This is a genomic window from Ewingella sp. AOP9-I1-14 (assembly GCF_052375995.1).
GTDB lineage: Bacteria > Pseudomonadota > Gammaproteobacteria > Enterobacterales > Enterobacteriaceae > Ewingella > Ewingella allii.
Genome location: NZ_JBQSVA010000001.1, coordinates 691,754 through 710,561, shown reverse-complemented (window position 1 = coordinate 710,561; position 18,808 = coordinate 691,754). Strand labels below are relative to the sequence as shown.

The window sequence follows — 18,808 nt, the reverse complement described above, 5'->3', positions numbered from 1 at the left end:
TATTACCTGATTGAAAGAGAGAGGCAAAATGAGTCAAAAACAGCAAAGCCAGACGTCAGCCGTATTACAGTTTGCGCCACCGGCTCAGGCGGTGAGCGAAGCCTATCTCTTCAATAAATTGAGTTTTTACACCGATGCCGCTGATGTCGCCGAAGATTTGAAAAACCGTATTTCAGGCATTGTGGTGGTGGATACTCGTGCTGAGTCGCACTATCAGCGCGGACATATTCCGGGCGCAATCAGCTTTCCGCATCGTTTGATGACCGAAGAGTCAACGCGGCATCTTAATAGAGAGCAAGTGTATGTAACTTATTGCGATGGCATTGGCTGCAACGGCTCGACCAATGGGGCCTATAAGCTGGCGAAACTGGGTTTTCGCGTCAAAGAGTTGATAGGGGGCCTAGATTTCTGGACTCGCGATCGCCATCCGTTGGCGACCGGTGCTGAGTGCGGCGAGTATCCTGCCGATTTTAGCGTGGAAGAGTGCGGTTGCTAGTAAATGTGCGGCTTAAAACAGCAGCCAGAGCAGAATAACCACCACCACAAAGGCGATGAAAGCCAGCGGCTTGCCGCCCATGGATTGCATCGACTGCGGCAGCATGGCGACGAACGGATTGATGATTGGCTGAGGCTCGGTACGGGTCACCACCGTAAAGTTATCATCCACTTTCTCCGGTCGCGGTGAGCGATCAACGCGCTGGCTGAACAGCACGCCGACAAGATCGTTAAGCTGCGCGACGTTCAGCGGCGTGTTGGGCGTGGCGTTGAACCGGCTTTCGACATATTCCGTCAGCTGCTGGACTTCTTGCAGCGTCGCTGGCTGTTTCAACACGCTGAGCAAGGTGGTTAGCGTCGGTGGCGCTGTCGGTTGGCTCAGCGCCGCTTTGACCTGCATAAACTGGCTTAACAGCTGAAAATGGCGCGCCGGGATAGGTTCGCCCACTTTCACGCCGACTAAGTTAAACAGTTGCTGCCACAGTTTGGCCGGTGCTTCGCCCGTGGCGGCGCTGAGACGCGTCACCAGCTGCTGCAAACTGTTATGTTCGGCAGGCAGCAGGGCGCGATCGGTGATCGGCGTTTGCTGCGGTTTCGGAATGGTCATTTCGCCAGTCTGGACCAGCAAAAACACCTGCTGTAGTTGCTCGTGGCTCAGCTGGCTGAGCACGGTATGGCCGAAATTTTGGCGAATGAAGTCGCTCACCGCCTGACGGTTATTGCCCTGTGGCAATAATTCGGTGAGTTGCTGGAACAGCTGGCGCGTGGCGTGGCTGTCCTGTGCCTGCGTCAATTTGCCTTGCAGGATGCCTTCCGCGCGTGGGTAGATTGCGGCGGTCAGTTCAGCATCATGAGGGAGAGACAGCTCGTGGCGTAAGCCAGCCCAAATTTCAGCGGACTTCATGGGGGTCAGCGCCATCAATTTGACGATGAGTTTTTCGAGGGTAGTGCGCTGCGCAGGGGTAAGCTGCTGATTATCACCAGAGCCCGCGGGAACTGAGTTATTCGGTTGCATCCTGTTGTCGCCAATTGGCGCGCCCGGGCCACTTAAAGGTTGCATATCACCAGTCCTTCGCTGCGAGTTAAAACGGCGCAAAGCGCGCAAGCGCAACATCATACCTGCAAACGAAATCAATCAACACTGTGAATGGGTATGGAAATAATATTCTTACGCTTATTTTTTGCAGAAAACGACGAGTGGGGCGCGAAAGCGATAAAAGGCAGGATAAATAATGCCGCCTGTGGAGTTACAGGCGGCGATAACATCATTAAACGGCGGGTTTATCTTCCTTCACTTCTGGCTTAGTGCCAAAGAGCGGACGGCGCAGGCGTTGGGCCAGAATTACCCCGAGCAGGGTGATACCACCCCCAATCAAGTGGTAACTGTGCAACTGCTCGCGCAGGAAAATCACGGCAATCACGGCGGTGAAGATGGGGGCCAAATTCATGAAAATAGAGGTTTTGTTTGCACCCAGCCGAATAACCCCCTGAATCCAGAGGAAAGGCGCAATGATTGACGCCGCAATGCCTGCAAAGGCCACCAAGGGAATGTTGTGCGCGTTTAGCTGCACATTTTCCGTCATCAGGAAATTTGGCAGCAGGAGCAGCACCCCAAACAAGATCTGCATGTAAAGCGATTGCCAATTAGGCAGCGGGATCGCCCAGCGTTTGGTCAACACGCCATACAGGGCGTAGGAGATGGAGGCGACAAACATCATGATTTCGCCGCTACCAATGCCGTGCTCTAGCAGCTGGCCCGGGTTGCCCGCGCTGACCAGCCACACCAGCCCGATCAAAGAGAGCACGCCGCCCAGCGCCAGACCCACGGTTGGCACCACGCTCAACACAAACAGGCTGATCAGCACCGTCAGCAACGGAATAAAGGAGGTGATGATGCCGATATACAGCGCGCTCACGGTGTGGGCGGCGTAATAGGCCAGGCTTTGGAATAGCACCATTCCCAGTAGGCCGAGGATCAGCAATTTCCACCAATACTGCTTAATCTCTTTGAAATTGCGCACTACGCCCGGCAAGACAAAGGGTGTGAGCGTGATAAGCGCTAGAAACCAGCGGTAGAAGGAGATCGCCGCAGGATCGATGGCGGTCGCTGAGGCCTTGCTGACCACGGCGTTAATCGACCAGATCAACACCGCCAGTAATGGGAAGAGAGCATTCATGAAAAAATACGTCCGTAGTTAAATCGTTGCGCTAGTGTACGTTTGTCGTGTTTGTTATATATAACGATAACCAGACAACGCTTTGCGTAATTCGGACAACTTGATCCCGAATTTGTGATGACCACAATTGACAAGGGGTTTTATGCCACAGCCTCGTTTCTATCCTCCGCTTCCTGAACAGATCCCCAATACGCTGCTCTTTCGCGGAGAAACCATTCTGGCTAACTCGGAATATGTTTGCCATTCGCACCCGTGGAGCCAGATTATTACCATCAAATCAGGCGTGATGGCGATGAAGGTTGAAGGTGAGCGCTACCTTGCGCCGCGCGAGTTTGCTATCTGGATACCCGCCGGAGTGAAGCACTCTAGCTATAACCGCCGGACGACCCGTTTTTGCGCCATCGACATCGCGCCCGAGTGGGATGACGGCCTGCCTGAAAAGCCCTGCCTGCTCACTCTGACACCGATTTTTAACGCCATCGCCAACGACTTCGCGCTGCGTGATCTTTCAGAGCCAGAGACCGATCGCGATATGCGTATGGCATTGGTGCTATTGGACCAAATCTGTCAGGCCCCGCGGCAAAACACCTATTTACCCACGTCCGACAATAAGCTGTTGTCGCAGGTGTTAAACGCGCTGGAGAAGAACCCGGCGGATAACACCTCGCTGGCGGAGTGGGCGGCGCGGGTTTACACCACCGAACGCACGCTTTCACGCCGCTGCCAACAGGATTTGGGCATGGGCTTTGCCGAATGGCGTCAGCGTCTGCGCTTCCTCCATTCGATTTCTCTGCTCGAGCAGGGCAAAACGGTGCAAGACGTGGCGCTGGAAGTTGGCTACAGTTCATCATCAGCGTTTATTGCCATGTTCCAGCAAATATCTGGGACCACGCCTCAACGTTTTCGTAATGAACGGTAAGCCGTGACAAGCTGGCATTGGGATCTGCCGCAGTTCGTGGCAAAATCTTCCTCCTCTTTATAGTCTGTTTTTTCTATGGCACTGCCTGCCGGAGACACACGTGAAAATCCTGGTTGATGAAAATATGCCTTATGCCGTCGAGCTATTTAGCCGACTGGGCAATGTGCAGGCCGTTCCGGGCCGGCCGATTCCGCAAGATGCACTCAATGACGCCGATGCCCTGATGGTGCGCTCGGTGACCAAGGTGAATGAGGCACTGCTGGCAGGAAAGCCGGTGAAATTCGTGGGTACCGCGACGGCGGGGACTGACCACGTGGATGACGCCTGGCTGCAACAGCAGGGGATTGGTTTCTCCGCCGCGCCGGGCTGTAACGCCATTGCGGTAGTGGAATATGTGTTCTCCTCGCTGCTGATTTTGGCCCAGCGCGATGGCTTCCAGCTGCGCGACAAAACGGTCGGCATTGTTGGGGTAGGCAATGTGGGATCGCGTCTGAATGCGCGCCTGCGCGCCTTGGGCATCCGCACTCTGCTGTGCGACCCGCCGCGTGCCGATCGTGGTGATGAAGAGACTTTCTCTTCGCTGGACCAACTGGTGGCCGAAGCCGATATCTTGACCTTCCATACGCCGTTGAACATGTCCGGGCCTTATAGCACGCACCATCTGGTGGATGCCGACCTGTTGGCACGCCTGCCTGCTGACCGTATTTTGATTAACGCCTGTCGTGGCGAAGTGGTGGATAACGCCGCGCTGCTCGACGCGCTCAACGGCGCGAAAAAACTCACCGCCGTGCTGGACGTGTGGGAGCCGGAGCCGGATCTCTCTCTGGCATTGCTGGATAAAGTGGCGATTGGCACGGCGCACATTGCCGGATACAGCCTTGAAGGCAAGGCGCGCGGCACCACTCAGGTGTTCGAAGCATTCAGCCAGTTTATCGGCCAGCCGCAAAAAGTACCGTTGGAAGAGCTGCTGCCTGCGCCAGAGTTCCCGGTTGTCTCATTCTCAGGGGAACTGAACGAAGCCAGACTGCTGCGACTTATTCACTTAGTGTATGATGTGCGCCGCGATGACGCGCCGTTACGCCGCGTGGCGGGCAAAGCCGGGGAGTTCGACAAACTGCGCAAATTCTATGAAGAGCGCCGCGAGTGGTCATCGCTGAAAGTAATTTGCGATAATCCGGCGACCGTCGAGTTGCTCAATAAACTCGGTTTTACTGCCGTTCAGGGCTAAGGCCCGGCGCAATTTTCGACTTGAGGGCGGTGAACTACCGCCCCTTTGTATTTTTGTACGATTCATTTTTGGAGAAGACCAACATGTCTGATGGCTGGAATATTGCGCTGCTTGGCGCCACGGGCGCAGTCGGTGATGCGTTACTGGAGCTGCTGGCCGATCGCCAGTTCCCGGTTGGTGAACTCTTTCCGTTAGCCAGCGAACGCAGCGCGGGTCAAACCGTGCGCTTCAATGGCAAAAGCCTGCGCGTGCAAAACGTCGCCGAGTTCGACTGGTCGCAGGTGCAACTGGCCTTCTTTGTGGCAGGCCACGAGGCCTCGGCGCAGTTTGCCGAAGAAGCTGCCAATCAGGGCTGTCTGGTTATCGACAGCAGCGGCCTGTTTGCTATGGAACACGACATTCCGCTGGTGGTGCCGGGGGTTAACCCTGACGCGCTGGCGCACTATCGCAACCGTAACATCGTGGCGGTCGCCGATAGCCTGACCAGCCAGTTGTTAACGGCCATCAAGCCTTTAACCGATCAGGCTGGTTTGGCGCGTCTGCACGTGACTTCTCTGCTCTCCGTTTCTGCCTTGGGCAAAGCGGCAGTAGACGATTTGGCCGGACAGAGCGCGCGCCTGCTCAACGGCATTCCTGCCGAAGAGGGCATTTTCAGCAAGCAGTTGGCTTTCAACCTGTTGCCGCTGTTGAATGACGAAGAGGGCAGCGTGCGCGAAGAGCGCCGTCTGGTTGACCAAGTGCGCAAAGTGCTGCAAAACGACGGCTTACCGATTTCTGTCAGCTGCGTGCAGTCGCCGGTGTTTTACGGCCACGCGCAGGTGGTGCATATGGAAGGCTTGCGCCCGCTGTCTGCCGAAGAAGCTCGCACCGAGCTTGAACGCATTGATGATATTAATCTGAGCGAAGAAGATGATTTCCCGACACAGGTCAGCGACGCCTCGGGCAACGCCAACCTGAGCATCGGCTGTCTGCGCAATGATTACGGTATTCCTGAAGTGGTGCAGTTCTGGTCTGTGGCTGACAACGTGCGCTTCGGCGGCGCGCTGATGGCGGTAGAAACTGCCGAGAAGCTGATTGGGGAGTATTGGTATTAATGTCTGAATTGCCTGCTGCGCCCGTTGCCGGACGCATTGCATTAGGAATTGAGTACGACGGTAGCGCCTATTATGGCTGGCAGCGCCAGCAAGAGGCGGCCAGCGTTCAGGCCTGTCTGGAAAAGGCCTTGAGCCGCGTGGCGGATGCGCCGATTGTGGTGTTTTGCGCGGGGCGTACCGACGCGGGCGTCAGCGCCACCGGGCAGGTAGTGCATTTCGAGACGCCGGTAATGCGTAAAGAGGCGGCGTGGACCATGGGGGTGAATACCCATTTGCCGAAAAACATCGCCGTGCGCTGGATGCACGAGGTGCCGGAGGATTTCCACGCGCGCTTTAGCGCCACCGCGCGCCGTTATCGTTACGTTATCTATAATCATCGCTACCGTTCGGCCATTCTGCACAGTGGAATCACCCATGTGCATATGCCGCTGGACGTCGACAAAATGCAGCGTGCCGGTCAGGCACTGTTGGGTGAGAATGACTTCACGTCGTTTCGCGCCTCCCAGTGTCAGTCGCGCACGCCGTGGCGTTACATGATGCACCTGAACGTCGCGCGCCACGGTAACTATGTGGTGGTGGATGTCAAAGCCAACGCCTTTGTTCACCACATGGTGCGCAATATCGTCGGCAGCTTGATTGATATCGGTGCCGGGATCCAGCCGGAAAGCTGGATGGGCGAGCTGTTAGCAGCCAAAGACCGCAATTTGGCGGCTGCCACCGCGCGTGCTGAGGGGTTGTACTTAGTCTCAGTGGATTACCCGGAGAAGTTTGGCTTACCCAAAATGAATATGGGGCCGCTGTTCTTAGAAGACTGAAGACGGTTTTCTATTGATTAACATTGCGCATCGGGCGCTTAAAAAAGGCGATAAATCAAATGGATTTCATCCACCTTGTTATTGATTTCATTTTACATATCGATGTGCACTTGGCCGAGCTGGTTGCTCAGTATGGTGTTTGGGTCTACGGTATCCTGTTCCTGATCTTATTCTGTGAGACGGGGCTGGTGGTCACGCCGTTCCTGCCGGGCGATTCTTTACTGTTCGTGGCTGGCGCGCTGGCGGCCTTGCCGGGCAATGATCTGAATGTCCATCTGATGGTGTTCCTGATGGTGGTGGCGGCGATTCTGGGTGATGCGATTAACTATACGATTGGCCGCCTGTTTGGTGAACGTTTGTTCAGCAACCCGAATTCGAAGATTTTCCGTCGCAGTTATTTGGATCAAACACACAAGTTTTACGAGAAACATGGCGGCAAAACGATTATTCTTGCGCGCTTTGTCCCAATCGTACGAACTTTTGCACCCTTCGTTGCGGGTATGGGGCGCATGTCGTATCGCCACTTTGCGGCCTATAACGTGATTGGTGCGCTAGTTTGGGTGCTGTTATTTACCTATGCTGGCTACCTTTTCGGCAACGTGCCGGTGGTTCAGGAAAATCTGAAATTATTGATCGTGGCGATCATTGTGCTTTCGATTTTGCCGGGCGTGATCGAAATTTGGCGGCACAAACGTGCGGCAGCCAAGGAAAAGCGTCAGCAAGGCTAGCCTTAAGGCAGCAAAGCTGGGAAATATAAAGAGATTAAACCAGAGGGTTCGACCAGTTTTTTATCCACAGCGTCGGGCCGTTATGGTTTAATGAGCGACATTTATGGTCTGTTCCTGCGAACAACCCTTCCGTTTTGCATGGTGAATGCCACTGGGCATCAGTGCTGGCGGGTGATTTTGGGTAGGTTTCAGGGGACTTGTTACAGCATGAACAGCGGACTGGCTTCGGCCGGGTTCAAACAGAAAGGTTATCGATGAGCTGGATTGAACGAATTCTTAATAAGAGCAACGTCTCGCAAACCCGTAAGGCAAGCATTCCTGAGGGTGTCTGGACTAAGTGTGACAGCTGCGGTCAGGTACTTTACCGCGCCGAGTTGGAACGCAATCTCATGGTTTGCCCAAAGTGCGACCATCACATGCGCATGTCTGCGCGTATGCGCCTCTTCACCTTTATGGATGAAGGCAGCGAGGTTGAATTAGGCAGCGAGCTTGAGCCTAAAGATGTTCTGAAGTTTAAAGATTCCAAAAAATATAAAGACCGTCTGGTTGCAGCGCAGAAAGAAACTGACGAAAAAGATGCCATGGTTGTCATGAAAGGCACCCTGTACGGCATGCCAATCGTCGTTGCTGCTTTTGAATTTGCCTTCATGGGCGGTTCAATGGCTTCTGTTGTTGGCGCGCGTTTCGTTCGTGCGGTAGAGCAGGCGTTGGAAGACAATTGTCCGCTGGTCTGTTTCTCAGCCAGTGGCGGTGCGCGTATGCAAGAAGCGCTGATGTCCCTGATGCAGATGGCGAAAACCAGTGCTGCTCTGGCAAAATTACAGGAACGCGGCCTGCCGTACATTTCTGTAATGACTGACCCAACCATGGGCGGCGTGTCGGCGAGTCTGGCAATGCTGGGTGATATCAACGTGGCTGAGCCAAAAGCGCTGATCGGCTTTGCTGGCCCACGCGTTATCGAACAAACCGTTCGTGAAAAACTGCCGCCGGGCTTCCAGCGCAGTGAGTTCCTGATTGAGAAGGGCGCTATCGACATGATCGTTCGCCGTCCTGATCTGCGACCTAAATTGGGCAGCGTGCTGGCCAAATTAACCGGTCAACCTGAGCCTAAAGTGGACGTGGTTCAGGCGGCAGTCAGCGGCAACGCGGCTGACAACCATCAGGATGCCTGATTAGTCTGAGATGAAACCGGTCAGTCATCTCGAGCGTGCGGGAGCTCTCGCACGCTTTGGTCAACGGGCCGTGTTTCATCTGGTTTGTAGTCTTGCTGCAACTTCAATGACTTTGGGTATAGTGTCGAAGTGGACCTAACATTGGCTGAACGAGACTCATGCAGAATCTACCTATTCCCCAAGCCACGTCGCCTTTGGCCGCGTGGCTTTATTATCTCGAAAACCTCCATTCTCAAGCGATAGAGCTGGGTCTCAAGCGTGTTAAAGCGGTTGCCGCCAAGCTCGACTTGCTGCAACCCGCGCCTTTTGTCATCACCGTCGCTGGCACCAATGGCAAGGGCACCACCTGCCGCACGCTGGAAGCTATCTTAATGGCTGCGGGGTTGCGCGTTGGGGTCTACAGCTCTCCTCATTTGGTTCGCTACACCGAGCGGGTCAGAATTCAGGGCGAAGAGCTGCCAGAACAAGCACATTGCCAATCTTTTGCTACGCTTGAAGCCGGTCGAGGTGATATTCCTCTGACCTATTTCGAGTACGGCACCGTCTCTGCTTTGCAGCTGTTTAAGAACGCCAAACTGGACGTGGTTATTCTCGAAGTGGGTCTTGGCGGCCGCCTTGACGCCACCAATATCGTGGATGCCAATGTTGCTGTCGTAACCAGTATCGCGTTGGATCACACTGACTGGTTGGGGTCAGACCGCGAAAGTATTGGCCGCGAAAAAGCCGGCGTGTTCCGTGGTCAAACCCCCGCCGTGGTTGGCGAGCCGGATATGCCGCAGTCCATTGCTGACGTGGCCGCAGAGAAGGGTTCCCAGCTGTATCGCGTGGGTGAGAACTGGCGTTACGCCGTGCAAGGTGATAGCTGGAGCTGGCAGGCCACAGAGGGCAAGACGCTGGCGAATTTGCCAATTCCTAATGTTCCGCTCGCCAATGCCGCGACGGCGCTGGCGGCTTTGCATTTTAGTGCGTTAGAGATTGCCGAAGAGGCGATTCGCCGTGGTTTGCAGCAGGCGCAGTTGCCGGGGCGCTTTCAGACGGTGAGCGAGTCGCCGCGTCTGATTTTGGATGTCGCCCATAACCCGCACGCCGCTGCTTATCTGGCCGGGCGTTTGTCCGAATTGCCACGCAACGGCGGGAAAGTGCGCGCGGTAGTCGGTATGCTGCATGATAAAGATATTGCGGGTACCCTGGCTTGCCTCTCGCCACAAATTGATTTTTGGTACTGCGCGCCGCTCGAAGGGCCGCGCGGTGCCAGTGTAGAAGAACTCTCTGTGCATCTGACGCAAGCGTATCAGTTCACGGATGTGGTTTCCGCCTGGCAGCAGGCGATGCAGGATGCTGATAGTCAGGATATTGTGATTGTCTGCGGATCATTTCATACCGTAGCGCACGTGATGGCTGCTTTAGACGCGGGGAAAACCAGTGGCTAGTAAGTTTCAAAATCGTCTGGTCGGAACGGTTATTTTGGTGGCGCTCGGCGTGATCATTTTGCCCGGCCTGCTCGATGGCAAGAAAAAGCATTATGAAGATGAATTTGCGTCCATTCCGCTGGTACCAAAGCCGGGTGACGCGCCGGAACAGGGGGACGTGCCGCCGCCGGTGACGCAATCTCTGCCAGCCCAGCCGCCGGAAGGCGCGAGCGAAGCGGTGAAGGGGCAGGGGAATATCGCCTCGCAGCCTGCCAATAGCGGCCAGGAATTGCCTGATGACACTGATGCCCAGCCGGACGAGCCGGTAGTCGCGCCAGTCACCAAGCGCCCTGAGCAGCCGAAAGTGACGCAGCCGACGCATCAGACCCAAACCAAGCCGAAGGCCATTGAGCCGAAGCCAATGGTGGAAGCGAAACCGGTTGAGAAACCAAAGCCGGTCGAAAAGCCGAAACCAAAACCGGTTGAAACCAAACCGGTAGAGCAGCCGAAGGCGGTTGAGCAGCCAAAAGCGGCGGAAGCGCCGAAAGCTGAAAGCAAGCCGCAGGCGGAAGAGAAAGCGCCAAGCGGTCAGGCTTATATTGTCCAGCTCGGTGCGTTGAAGAATGCCGCCAAGGCCAGCGAGATTGTCGCTAACCTGCGCCTGTCGGGCTACCGCGCTTACACTGTGCCAAGCACGCCGGTGCAGGGGCAGATCACGCGCGTCTTCGTCGGGCCAGATGCTTCGAAGCAAAAACTCGAGGCTTCTCTGCCGCAGCTAAACCAGATCAGTGGGTTAAGCGGGCAGGTGCGCTCTTATAGCGCAGGCAAATAAACCTGCATTTTTGCCGCTCTGGTTGCGCCAATAACTGGTTTTAAATCTCAAGAAATAATCGGAAAGGGCACGCGTTTTGTGCCCTTTTTCTATAAGATTCTGAGGTCGGAATTTTATAGGTTTCTGCGATGATTGAGGTTTTTTTCATCGCTGTTAATAATTTTCCTAACCCGCAGATTTCCCCTACGCAAACGTTTTCTTTTTCTGTTAGAATTCGCCGCGAAATGGATAGGAGACGGGTTTTACTGGTCTACACATTGGAATACGTTAATGGTCTGGATTGATTACGTCATTATTGCGGTAATTGGGTTTTCTGCTTTAGTTAGCCTGATCCGGGGTTTTGTTCGCGAGGCCTTATCACTGGTAACCTGGGCTTGCGCCTTCTTCGTTGCCAGCCATTATTACCCCTATCTCGCCATCTATTTCACACGTTTCGAAGATGAATTAGTTCGAAACGGGATCGCAATTGCCATCTTGTTCATCGCGACGTTGATCGTAGGTGCAATTGTCAACTATGTGATTGGCTCACTGGTTGAGCGAACCGGGTTATCCGGCACAGACAGAGTGCTAGGCGTGTGTTTCGGCGCACTGCGTGGCGTACTGATTGTTTCCGCGATGCTGTTCTTCCTGGATACCTTTACCGGCTTTTCACAAAGTGAGGACTGGAAACAGTCTCAGTTGATCCCACAGTTCAGTTATGTCATCAGGTGGTTCTTTGACTACCTGCAGAGCACGTCGAGTTTCTTGCCAAAACATCTCTAGTTTTTGGCAGCGCTGATGAGGAAAAGACAACATGTGCGGTATTGTCGGTATCGCCGGTTTTGCGCCGGTAAACCAGTCGATTTATGATGCGTTAACGGTGTTACAACACCGTGGGCAAGATGCTGCGGGCATCGTCACCATTGATGCTAATAACAACTTCCGTTTACGGAAAGCCAATGGTCTGGTGAGAGATGTATTCGAAGCACGCCATATGCAACGCTTGCAGGGCAACATGGGTATTGGGCATGTTCGCTACCCTACGGCTGGCAGTTCCAGCGCTTCAGAAGCTCAACCTTTCTACGTCAACTCACCGTTCGGCATCACTTTGGCCCACAATGGTAACCTGACCAACGCTCACGAATTGAGAAGTAACCTGTTCGAAGGCCAACGCCGCCACGTTAACACCACTTCTGATTCTGAAATTCTGCTCAATATTCTGGCCAGTGAACTCGACCGTTTCCAGCACTACCCGCTGGAAGCTGACAACGTGTTCGCTGCCGTCTCTGCCATGAACCTAAAAATCCGCGGTGCTTATGCATGCGTCGCGATGATTATCGGTCACGGCATGCTGGCGTTCCGCGACCCGCACGGGATCCGCCCGCTGGTTATCGGTAAACGCACTCTGGAAGATGGCCGCAATGAGTACATGGTGGCATCGGAGAGCGTGGCGCTCGACACCTTAGGTTTTGAGTTCCTGCGCGACGTCGCGCCAGGCGAAGCGGTGTACATCACCGAGAAAGGCCAGCTGTTCACCCGCCTGTGTGCTGAAAACCCTCAGTACAACCCATGCCTGTTCGAATACGTCTATTTCGCGCGTCCGGACTCCTTCATCGACAAGATTTCCGTTTACAGCGCACGTGTTCGCATGGGCGAGAAGCTGGGCGCGAAAATTGCTCGTGAGTGGGAAGACTTGGATATCGACGTGGTCATTCCTATCCCGGAAACCTCTTGCGATATCGCGCTGGAAATCGCCCGTATCCTCGACAAGCCTTATCGTCAGGGCTTTGTGAAGAACCGTTACGTCGGCCGTACCTTTATCATGCCGGGCCAGCAGGAGCGCCGTAAGTCGGTGCGCCGCAAGCTCAACGCCAACCGCGCTGAGTTCCGCGATAAAAACGTGCTGCTGGTGGATGACTCCATCGTGCGTGGTACTACTTCTCAGCAAATCGTTGAGATGGCGCGCGAAGCCGGGGCGAAACGCGTTTATCTGGCCTCTGCGGCACCTGAGATTCGTTTCCCGAACGTTTACGGTATCGACATGCCAAGTGCCAACGAGCTGATTGCTCACGGTCGCGAAGTCAGTGAAATCAACCAGATGATTGGCGCCGACGCGTTAATCTTCCAGGACCTGAGCGACCTGATTGCGGCAGTGAAAGAAGATAACGTGGATATCGAGCAGTTCGAATGTTCCGTGTTTGACGGCGTTTACGTTACCAAAGACGTGGATCAGAACTACCTCGAATATCTCGAAGCCCTGCGCAACGACGACGCCCAGGCGTTACGCGGCCAGCAGGAAGCTGAAAATCTGGAAATGCACAACGAAGGCTAAGTTTCGCCAAGGTAAGCGCTTACTGAGCCACGCCAAGTTGTCGCCGCTATCACGCACCCGTCCAATTCATCTTGGGCGGGTGCGTTTTTTTATGTCAGTATTGGCGCTGAATTCAGTGCAACTTTTCAGAGGCAGTCTCATGAAACGACTTATTGTCGGCATTTCCGGCGCGAGTGGCGCAATTTTTGGTGTTCGACTTCTTCAGGTGCTGCAAAGCGTGCCGGAGATCGAAACCCATCTGGTGATGAGCAATGCCGCCCGCCAGACTTTAACGCTGGAAACCGATTTGACGCTGCGCGACGTGCAGCAACTGGCCGACGTCGTCCATGATTCCCGTGATATTGCCGCCAGCATCTCTTCTGGCTCATTTCGCACCGGGGGGATGGTTATCCTGCCGTGCTCGATTAAAACCCTGTCTGGCATCGTCAATGGCTACACCGACGGCCTGCTGACCCGCGCCGCCGACGTGGTGCTCAAAGAGAGCCGCCGTCTGGTGCTCTGCGTGCGAGAAACCCCGCTGCACCTTGGGCATTTACGCTTGATGACTCAAGCCGCCGAGCTTGGCGCGGTGATCATGCCGCCGGTGCCGGCGTTTTATCATCGGCCAACCAGCGTTGATGACATCATCAATCAGACGGTGAACCGGGTGATTGATCAATTTGACATAGAGCTGCCGGAAGATCTTTTTGTTCGATGGCAGGGCAGCCGCTAGTCGTTCTTCACCATTTACGCCCACCTTTTGCACAAATTGATAACATTGCACCAAAATCAAACATTGCCTGTTTCATTTTGGTGCATTTTTATTGCAATCTGTTCCTGTGCTTTATTCATCTTGCTGATTTCCAGAACTATCTTGATGCATTTTTAATCGCATCGGGCGAGCAATGACCGGTTAACCCATCCGGAACACAATCGGCATGAAAACTGCATAGTAAAATCAGGGGGATTCATATTCCCCGCCTGATAAATAAGCTGCAAACATAATAAAAAGACGTTCAATCACAACAGAAACGACCAACCACAACAGACGATTAATGACTGAGGGTAATGTATGAAAAAGTTGTTCAAAGTTCTTCCTCTGGTTTTGGTTTTAGCCAGCGCAAGTAGCGCTTTCGCAGCTGCTCCGACAGCAATTAAGATCGGCACAGACCCGACTTATGCCCCGTTTGAATCCAAAGACTCTAGCGGCAAACTGGTTGGCTTCGACATCGATTTAGCCAATGAGATGTGTAAACGCGCACAAATCAAATGTACTTACGTAGAAAGCGATTTTGATGCGCTGATCCCGTCGCTGAAAGCGAAGAAAATCGACGCCATCATCTCTTCTCTGTCGATTACCGAAAAACGCCAACTGGAGATCGACTTCACCGAGAAACTCTACGCGGCTAACGCCCGTCTGATCGCGCCAAAAGGCACCAAGCTGGTTCCTACTCTGGACGCGCTGAAAGGCAAAAACGTCGGCGTGCTGCAAGGCTCAACGCAGGAAGCCTATGCTAACGCCGAGTGGCAGCCAAAAGGTGTGAACGTGGTGGCTTACCAGAACCAAGACCTGATCTATGCAGACTTGGCTTCAGGCCGTCTTGACGCCGCATTCCAGGACGAAGTGGCGGGCAGCGAAGGCTTCCTGAAACAGGCTCCGGGCAAAAATTACGTGTTCGCTGGCCCATCAGTGAAAGATGACAAATTCTTTGGCGTGGGTACCGGTATGGGCCTGCGTAAAGACGACGGCGACCTGAAAGCCGCGCTGAACAAAGCCTTTGACTCAATGCGTAAAGACGGGACTTACGACAAACTGGCGAAGAAATACTTCGACTTCAACGTCTATGGTGACTAACTCTTAGCCTGATGACGCTCGCGGCCTGCCGTCACGGTGGGCCGCATTTAGTCATCACATTGAACTCTTGGTCTGTATCAACGTTGTCTGTATAACAGTTGTCTGCGTAACAGTGTCAGCATAACGATAACCTGCGACAGATGTCGGTCAAAGACAGGAAAAAAGCATGCTATATGGGTATTCCCAAGTCATCATTCAGGGCACTTTAGTTACGCTTGAGCTGGCGATCTCCTCAGTTCTGCTGGCGGTGGTTATCGGCCTTATCGGTGCCGGTGGCAAGCTCTCAAAAAGTCGTCTGATTTCCGGGATCTTCGGCTGCTATACCACGCTCATCCGCGGTGTGCCGGACTTGGTTCTGATGTTATTAATTTTCTACGGGTTACAAATCGTCCTCAACAGCCTGACGGAATCACTGGGCATGGCGCAGATTGATATCGATCCGCTCAGCGCCGGTATCATCACGCTCGGCTTTATCTATGGCGCTTACTTCACCGAAACCTTCCGTGGCGCCTTTATGGCCGTGCCGCGCGGGCAAATCGAAGCAGCCACCGCCTTTGGCTTCAGCGGTGGGCAGATTTTTCGCCGGATCCTGTTCCCCGCCATGATGCGCTTTGCCTTACCGGGCATTGGCAACAACTGGCAGGTTATCCTCAAGGCTACCGCGCTGGTCTCCCTGCTTGGCCTGAATGACGTGGTGAAAGCCACGGTGCTGGCGGGCAAGGGCACCTATCAACCTTTCTATTTCGCCATCGTTGCCGGGGTGATTTATCTGGTGTTTACCACGGTTTCTAACGGTGTGCTGCTCTGGCTTGAACGCCGCTATTCGCTGGGTGTGAAGAGGGCGGACCTATGATTGAGATCCTGCAACAATATGGCATGTCGCTGCTCTATAGCGATGGCTACCGTTTTACCGGGCTGGCGGTGACGCTGTGGCTGCTGATTAGCTCAGTGGTAATGGGCGGGCTGCTGGCGGTGCCAATGGCCGTCGGGCGCGTGTCGTCGAATAAATTTATTCGTTTGCCTATCTGGCTCTACACCTATATGTTTCGCGGCACGCCGCTCTATGTGCAGCTGCTGGTGTTTTACTCCGGCATGTACAGTCTGGAGATCGTGCGCGGCACGGACTTCCTCAACGCCTTCTTCCGCAGCGGCTTGAACTGTACGATTTTGGCGCTGACCCTCAACACCTGCGCCTACACCACCGAGATTTTCGCCGGTGCTATCCGCGCTGTGCCGCACGGCGAGATTGAAGCTGCCAATGCTTATGGCTTCTCGCGCTTCAAGCTCTACACCTGCATCATTTTGCCTTCGGCGCTGCGCACGGCTCTGCCAGCCTACAGCAACGAAGTGATTTTGATGCTGCACTCCACGGCGCTGGCGTTTACCGCCACCGTCCCGGATGTCTTGAAGATTGCCCGCGACATTAACTCGGCAACCTATCAGCCGTTTTACGCCTTCGGCATCGCGGCGGTGATTTACCTGTGCATCTCCTTTGTATTGATTGGTCTGTTCCGTTTGGCGGAAAGACGCTGGCTGGCGCACGTTAAGCCTCAAGCTCATTAATAAGTATTATTTTGCGGATATAACACTATGCCAGACAACAAATTAGCGGTTATCGACCTGCACAAACGTTACGGCGAACATGAAGTTTTGAAAGGCGTGTCGCTCTCCGCCAACGCCGGTGATGTGATCAGCATTATTGGATCTTCCGGTTCCGGTAAAAGTACTTTCCTGCGCTGCATTAACTTCCTTGAGAAGCCGAGCGAAGGCTCGATCAGCGTTAATAATCAGGATATCCGGATGGTGCGCGACACCGACGGGCAGCTGAAAGTCTTCGACAAGAAGCAGCTTCAGCTGCTGCGCACCAAGCTGACCATGGTGTTTCAGCACTTCAACCTGTGGAGCCACATGACGGTGCTGGAAAACGTCATGGAGGCGCCGATTCAGGTGCTGGGGCTGAGCAAGGCCGAAGCACGCGAGCGCGCGGTGAAGTATCTCGACAAAGTGGGTATCGACGCCCGCGCTCAGGGTAAATACCCGGTTAACCTTTCGGGCGGCCAGCAGCAGCGCGTGTCTATCGCCCGCGCGCTGGCGATGGAACCTGAAGTGTTGCTGTTTGATGAGCCGACCTCGGCGCTGGACCCCGAGTTGGTGGGCGAAGTCTTGCGCATCATGCAGAAGCTGGCGGAAGAGGGCAAAACTATGGTGGTGGTGACGCACGAGATGGAGTTTGCTCGTCACGTTTCCAGCCATGTGATCTTCCTGCATCAGGGTGTGATTGAAGAGCAGGGCAATCCGGCAGAAGTGTTCGGCAGCCCGAAATCAGCGCGTTTGCAGCAGTTCTTGTCAGGTGCTCTGAAGTAATAAATTGGAAGTAAGAAAACCGAAGAACCAAAAGCGTCCTCCCCGGCTAAAGGGGAGGACCTTACTGCATTAGCCCTTGGCGGCCAGCAAGCAGAGTTGCACGGTCAGTTCATAAGACTTCACGAAGGAGCTGACGGGCAGGAACTCATACTTGGAGTGGAAGTTGTGCGCGCCGGTGAAGTAGTTTGGCGTCAGCAAGCCTTTCGCCGACAGCGCCGCACCGTCGGTGCCGCCGCGCATTGGGATCACCTTCGGCTCCACGCCAATCTGCTGTAAACCCGCGAAAATCAGGTCAATCGCCCGACGGTCTTCACCAATGGCGCTGCTGATATTGCTGTAGGTATCGCTAATTTCTACTGAGACTTTGGCCGTTGGGTACTTGGCCTGAATCTCTTTCGCCACTTGGTGAATTTTGACTTTGCGCGCTGCAAAGCTGTCACTATCGAAGTCGCGAATAGAGGCTTTAAGCTCTGCGCCTTGCTGGGTGGCGCTCATGCCGTTGAACCAGACATAGCCTTCGCGGCCTTCGGTGTTTTCCGGCGTTTCGGCGCGGTCAAACTGGCTGATGAAGTCGTGGGCCATTAGCAGCGGGTTGACCAGTACGCCTTTGGCGGACATGGGGTGGGCGGTCACGCCGGTGAAGCTGATATCTACCGCCGCCGCGTTGAAGTTCTCATACACAACTTCGCCCAATTCGCAGCAGTCGATGGTGTAGGCGAAATCCACGTCGAAACGCGCCAGATCCAGCGCCTTCGCGCCGCGTAGGCCAATCTCCTCATCGGGCACGAAGGCCACGACGATATCGCCATACTGCTGGTCGTCACGCAGATTTTCCAGCAGGGTCATTACCACGGTGACGGCGGCTTTGTTGTCCGCGCCGAGCACGCTGGTGCCGTCGCTAAAAATAATCTCCTGACCTTTGTACGGCAAAATCTCCGGGCGCTCAGACGGGCGCAGCCAGATATCTTTTTCTTTATTCAGGCAGACGTCATCGCCAGTGAAGGTCAGGGTTTGCGGGTGAATGTCAGGGCTGAGGCCGACGTCCACGGTATCAATATGGGTGATGAAGCCAATGCGCGGTCCGCCTTGCTTGGTACCTGGCTTCACGGCGGTGACGGTGGCGTGTTCATCAATTTGAATGTTTTGCAGGCCCAGCGTTTTGAGTTCGTCGGCGAGTAGTTTCGCCAGTGTGTGCTGGCCCGGCGTGCTTGGAAGGGTAGTAGCGTGGGCATCACTTTGCGTGCTCACTGACAGGTAACGAAAGAAACGTTCGGTAAGCTGTTTTTCGATTGTTGTCGACATTATGACCCCTAAGTTTGCTTACATACAAGATTTTCATATATAACAGAGTATTACTAACTGTTGCTTGAATGTTAATCTGTTTTTAAAAGATGCACCACGAAGAATAAGCGTTATTAAACACAACGACA

General features: G+C 54.3%; 19 protein-coding genes. 16 read left to right on the top strand and 3 right to left on the bottom strand.

The features are described 5' to 3' along the window. The first annotated feature begins 28 nt into the window (after window positions 1–28). Window positions 29–496 carry a rhodanese-like domain-containing protein gene (locus ACT3RT_RS03290; RefSeq protein WP_353502795.1) on the top strand — a complete coding sequence of 156 codons (468 nt, stop codon included), beginning with the start codon at window positions 29–31 and terminating at the stop codon, window positions 494–496. 12 nt (window positions 497–508) lie between these two features. On the opposite strand, the gene flk is transcribed toward ACT3RT_RS03290, so the two are convergent. Next, the gene (flk, locus tag ACT3RT_RS03285) at window positions 509–1,555 is read right to left on the bottom strand and encodes a flagella biosynthesis regulator Flk (RefSeq protein WP_485901434.1); all 1,047 of its coding nucleotides are present in this window, start codon (window positions 1,553–1,555) and stop codon (window positions 509–511) included. 208 nt (window positions 1,556–1,763) lie between these two features. Then, a complete protein-coding gene (locus ACT3RT_RS03280) occupies window positions 1,764–2,672 on the bottom strand; it encodes a DMT family transporter (protein ID WP_353502793.1) in 909 nt (302 codons plus the stop codon). Window positions 2,673–2,814: 142 nt separating this feature from the next. On the opposite strand from ACT3RT_RS03280, the gene ACT3RT_RS03275 reads away from it, so the two are divergent. The 15 genes from ACT3RT_RS03275 to hisP all read left to right on the top strand — a co-directional run bounded on the left by ACT3RT_RS03275 (window position 2,815) and on the right by hisP (window position 17,378). After that, window positions 2,815–3,591 (top strand): helix-turn-helix domain-containing protein, encoded by a 777-nt coding sequence (locus ACT3RT_RS03275; protein ID WP_353502792.1) that lies wholly within the window; start codon window positions 2,815–2,817, stop codon window positions 3,589–3,591. A 100-nt stretch (window positions 3,592–3,691) separates the two neighbouring features. Then, complete coding sequence (pdxB, locus tag ACT3RT_RS03270) at window positions 3,692–4,819, top strand: 4-phosphoerythronate dehydrogenase PdxB (protein WP_353502791.1); 1,128 nt, start codon at window positions 3,692–3,694, stop codon at window positions 4,817–4,819. An 83-nt stretch (window positions 4,820–4,902) separates the two neighbouring features. Continuing rightward, on the top strand, window positions 4,903–5,913 hold the full coding sequence (locus ACT3RT_RS03265; RefSeq protein WP_353502790.1) for an aspartate-semialdehyde dehydrogenase: 1,011 nt from the start codon (window positions 4,903–4,905) through the stop codon (window positions 5,911–5,913). Continuing rightward, window positions 5,913–6,728 carry a tRNA pseudouridine(38-40) synthase TruA gene (gene truA / locus ACT3RT_RS03260; RefSeq protein WP_353502789.1) on the top strand — a complete coding sequence of 272 codons (816 nt, stop codon included), beginning with the start codon at window positions 5,913–5,915 and terminating at the stop codon, window positions 6,726–6,728. Before ACT3RT_RS03265 ends, truA begins: the two co-directional genes overlap by 1 nt. Window positions 6,729–6,787: 59 nt before the next feature. After that, complete coding sequence (locus ACT3RT_RS03255; protein ID WP_034791829.1) at window positions 6,788–7,456, top strand: DedA family protein; 669 nt, start codon at window positions 6,788–6,790, stop codon at window positions 7,454–7,456. A 254-nt stretch (window positions 7,457–7,710) separates the two neighbouring features. Continuing rightward, window positions 7,711–8,628: an acetyl-CoA carboxylase, carboxyltransferase subunit beta gene (gene accD / locus ACT3RT_RS03250; RefSeq protein ID WP_034791827.1), complete on the top strand. Its 918-nt coding sequence runs from the start codon at window positions 7,711–7,713 to the stop codon at window positions 8,626–8,628. 158 nt (window positions 8,629–8,786) lie between these two features. Further along, on the top strand, window positions 8,787–10,058 hold the full coding sequence (folC, locus tag ACT3RT_RS03245) for a bifunctional tetrahydrofolate synthase/dihydrofolate synthase (RefSeq protein WP_496202485.1): 1,272 nt from the start codon (window positions 8,787–8,789) through the stop codon (window positions 10,056–10,058). Then, window positions 10,051–10,869, top strand: a complete 819-nt coding sequence (gene dedD / locus ACT3RT_RS03240; protein ID WP_485901422.1) for a cell division protein DedD — start codon at window positions 10,051–10,053, stop codon at window positions 10,867–10,869. Before folC ends, dedD begins: the two co-directional genes overlap by 8 nt. Window positions 10,870–11,139: 270 nt before the next feature. Continuing rightward, on the top strand, window positions 11,140–11,631 hold the full coding sequence (gene cvpA, locus ACT3RT_RS03235; protein WP_496202484.1) for a colicin V production protein: 492 nt from the start codon (window positions 11,140–11,142) through the stop codon (window positions 11,629–11,631). A gap of 31 nt (window positions 11,632–11,662) precedes the next feature. Then, complete coding sequence (gene purF, locus ACT3RT_RS03230) at window positions 11,663–13,180, top strand: amidophosphoribosyltransferase (RefSeq protein ID WP_034791819.1); 1,518 nt, start codon at window positions 11,663–11,665, stop codon at window positions 13,178–13,180. A gap of 139 nt (window positions 13,181–13,319) precedes the next feature. Then, window positions 13,320–13,892, top strand: a complete 573-nt coding sequence (locus ACT3RT_RS03225; protein ID WP_353502786.1) for a UbiX family flavin prenyltransferase — start codon at window positions 13,320–13,322, stop codon at window positions 13,890–13,892. A 339-nt stretch (window positions 13,893–14,231) separates the two neighbouring features. Further along, on the top strand, window positions 14,232–15,014 hold the full coding sequence (argT, locus tag ACT3RT_RS03220) for a lysine/arginine/ornithine ABC transporter substrate-binding protein ArgT (RefSeq protein ID WP_485901419.1): 783 nt from the start codon (window positions 14,232–14,234) through the stop codon (window positions 15,012–15,014). A gap of 166 nt (window positions 15,015–15,180) precedes the next feature. Further along, window positions 15,181–15,867 carry a histidine ABC transporter permease HisQ gene (locus ACT3RT_RS03215; protein ID WP_034791811.1) on the top strand — a complete coding sequence of 229 codons (687 nt, stop codon included), beginning with the start codon at window positions 15,181–15,183 and terminating at the stop codon, window positions 15,865–15,867. After that, window positions 15,864–16,577 (top strand): ABC transporter permease, encoded by a 714-nt coding sequence (locus ACT3RT_RS03210; protein WP_485901417.1) that lies wholly within the window; start codon window positions 15,864–15,866, stop codon window positions 16,575–16,577. The genes ACT3RT_RS03215 and ACT3RT_RS03210 overlap by 4 nt, the downstream gene beginning before the upstream one ends. 27 nt (window positions 16,578–16,604) lie before the next feature. Next, complete coding sequence (gene hisP, locus ACT3RT_RS03205) at window positions 16,605–17,378, top strand: histidine ABC transporter ATP-binding protein HisP (RefSeq protein WP_353502784.1); 774 nt, start codon at window positions 16,605–16,607, stop codon at window positions 17,376–17,378. A gap of 69 nt (window positions 17,379–17,447) precedes the next feature. Here hisP and pepT read toward each other — a convergent pair whose 3' ends face one another. Beyond that, window positions 17,448–18,680: a peptidase T gene (gene pepT / locus ACT3RT_RS03200; RefSeq protein ID WP_496199886.1), complete on the bottom strand. Its 1,233-nt coding sequence runs from the start codon at window positions 18,678–18,680 to the stop codon at window positions 17,448–17,450. Window positions 18,681–18,808: the final 128 nt, after the last annotated feature.

Excerpts from the sequence above, each read along its gene's own strand:
- ACT3RT_RS03290 (WP_353502795.1), top strand. The coding sequence starts at position 29 with ATGAGTCAAAAACAGCAAAGCCAGACGTCAGCCGTATTACAGTTTGCG.
- flk (WP_485901434.1), bottom strand. The coding sequence starts at position 1,555 with ATGCAACCTTTAAGTGGCCCGGGCGCGCCAATTGGCGACAACAGGATG.
- ACT3RT_RS03280 (WP_353502793.1), bottom strand. The coding sequence starts at position 2,672 with ATGAATGCTCTCTTCCCATTACTGGCGGTGTTGATCTGGTCGATTAAC.
- ACT3RT_RS03275 (WP_353502792.1), top strand. The coding sequence starts at position 2,815 with ATGCCACAGCCTCGTTTCTATCCTCCGCTTCCTGAACAGATCCCCAAT.
- ACT3RT_RS03265 (WP_353502790.1), top strand. The coding sequence starts at position 4,903 with ATGTCTGATGGCTGGAATATTGCGCTGCTTGGCGCCACGGGCGCAGTC.
- truA (WP_353502789.1), top strand. The coding sequence starts at position 5,913 with ATGTCTGAATTGCCTGCTGCGCCCGTTGCCGGACGCATTGCATTAGGA.
- ACT3RT_RS03255 (WP_034791829.1), top strand. The coding sequence starts at position 6,788 with ATGGATTTCATCCACCTTGTTATTGATTTCATTTTACATATCGATGTG.
- accD (WP_034791827.1), top strand. The coding sequence starts at position 7,711 with ATGAGCTGGATTGAACGAATTCTTAATAAGAGCAACGTCTCGCAAACC.
- folC (WP_496202485.1), top strand. The coding sequence starts at position 8,787 with ATGCAGAATCTACCTATTCCCCAAGCCACGTCGCCTTTGGCCGCGTGG.
- cvpA (WP_496202484.1), top strand. The coding sequence starts at position 11,140 with ATGGTCTGGATTGATTACGTCATTATTGCGGTAATTGGGTTTTCTGCT.
- purF (WP_034791819.1), top strand. The coding sequence starts at position 11,663 with ATGTGCGGTATTGTCGGTATCGCCGGTTTTGCGCCGGTAAACCAGTCG.
- ACT3RT_RS03225 (WP_353502786.1), top strand. The coding sequence starts at position 13,320 with ATGAAACGACTTATTGTCGGCATTTCCGGCGCGAGTGGCGCAATTTTT.
- argT (WP_485901419.1), top strand. The coding sequence starts at position 14,232 with ATGAAAAAGTTGTTCAAAGTTCTTCCTCTGGTTTTGGTTTTAGCCAGC.
- ACT3RT_RS03215 (WP_034791811.1), top strand. The coding sequence starts at position 15,181 with ATGCTATATGGGTATTCCCAAGTCATCATTCAGGGCACTTTAGTTACG.
- ACT3RT_RS03210 (WP_485901417.1), top strand. The coding sequence starts at position 15,864 with ATGATTGAGATCCTGCAACAATATGGCATGTCGCTGCTCTATAGCGAT.
- hisP (WP_353502784.1), top strand. The coding sequence starts at position 16,605 with ATGCCAGACAACAAATTAGCGGTTATCGACCTGCACAAACGTTACGGC.
- pepT (WP_496199886.1), bottom strand. The coding sequence starts at position 18,680 with ATGTCGACAACAATCGAAAAACAGCTTACCGAACGTTTCTTTCGTTAC.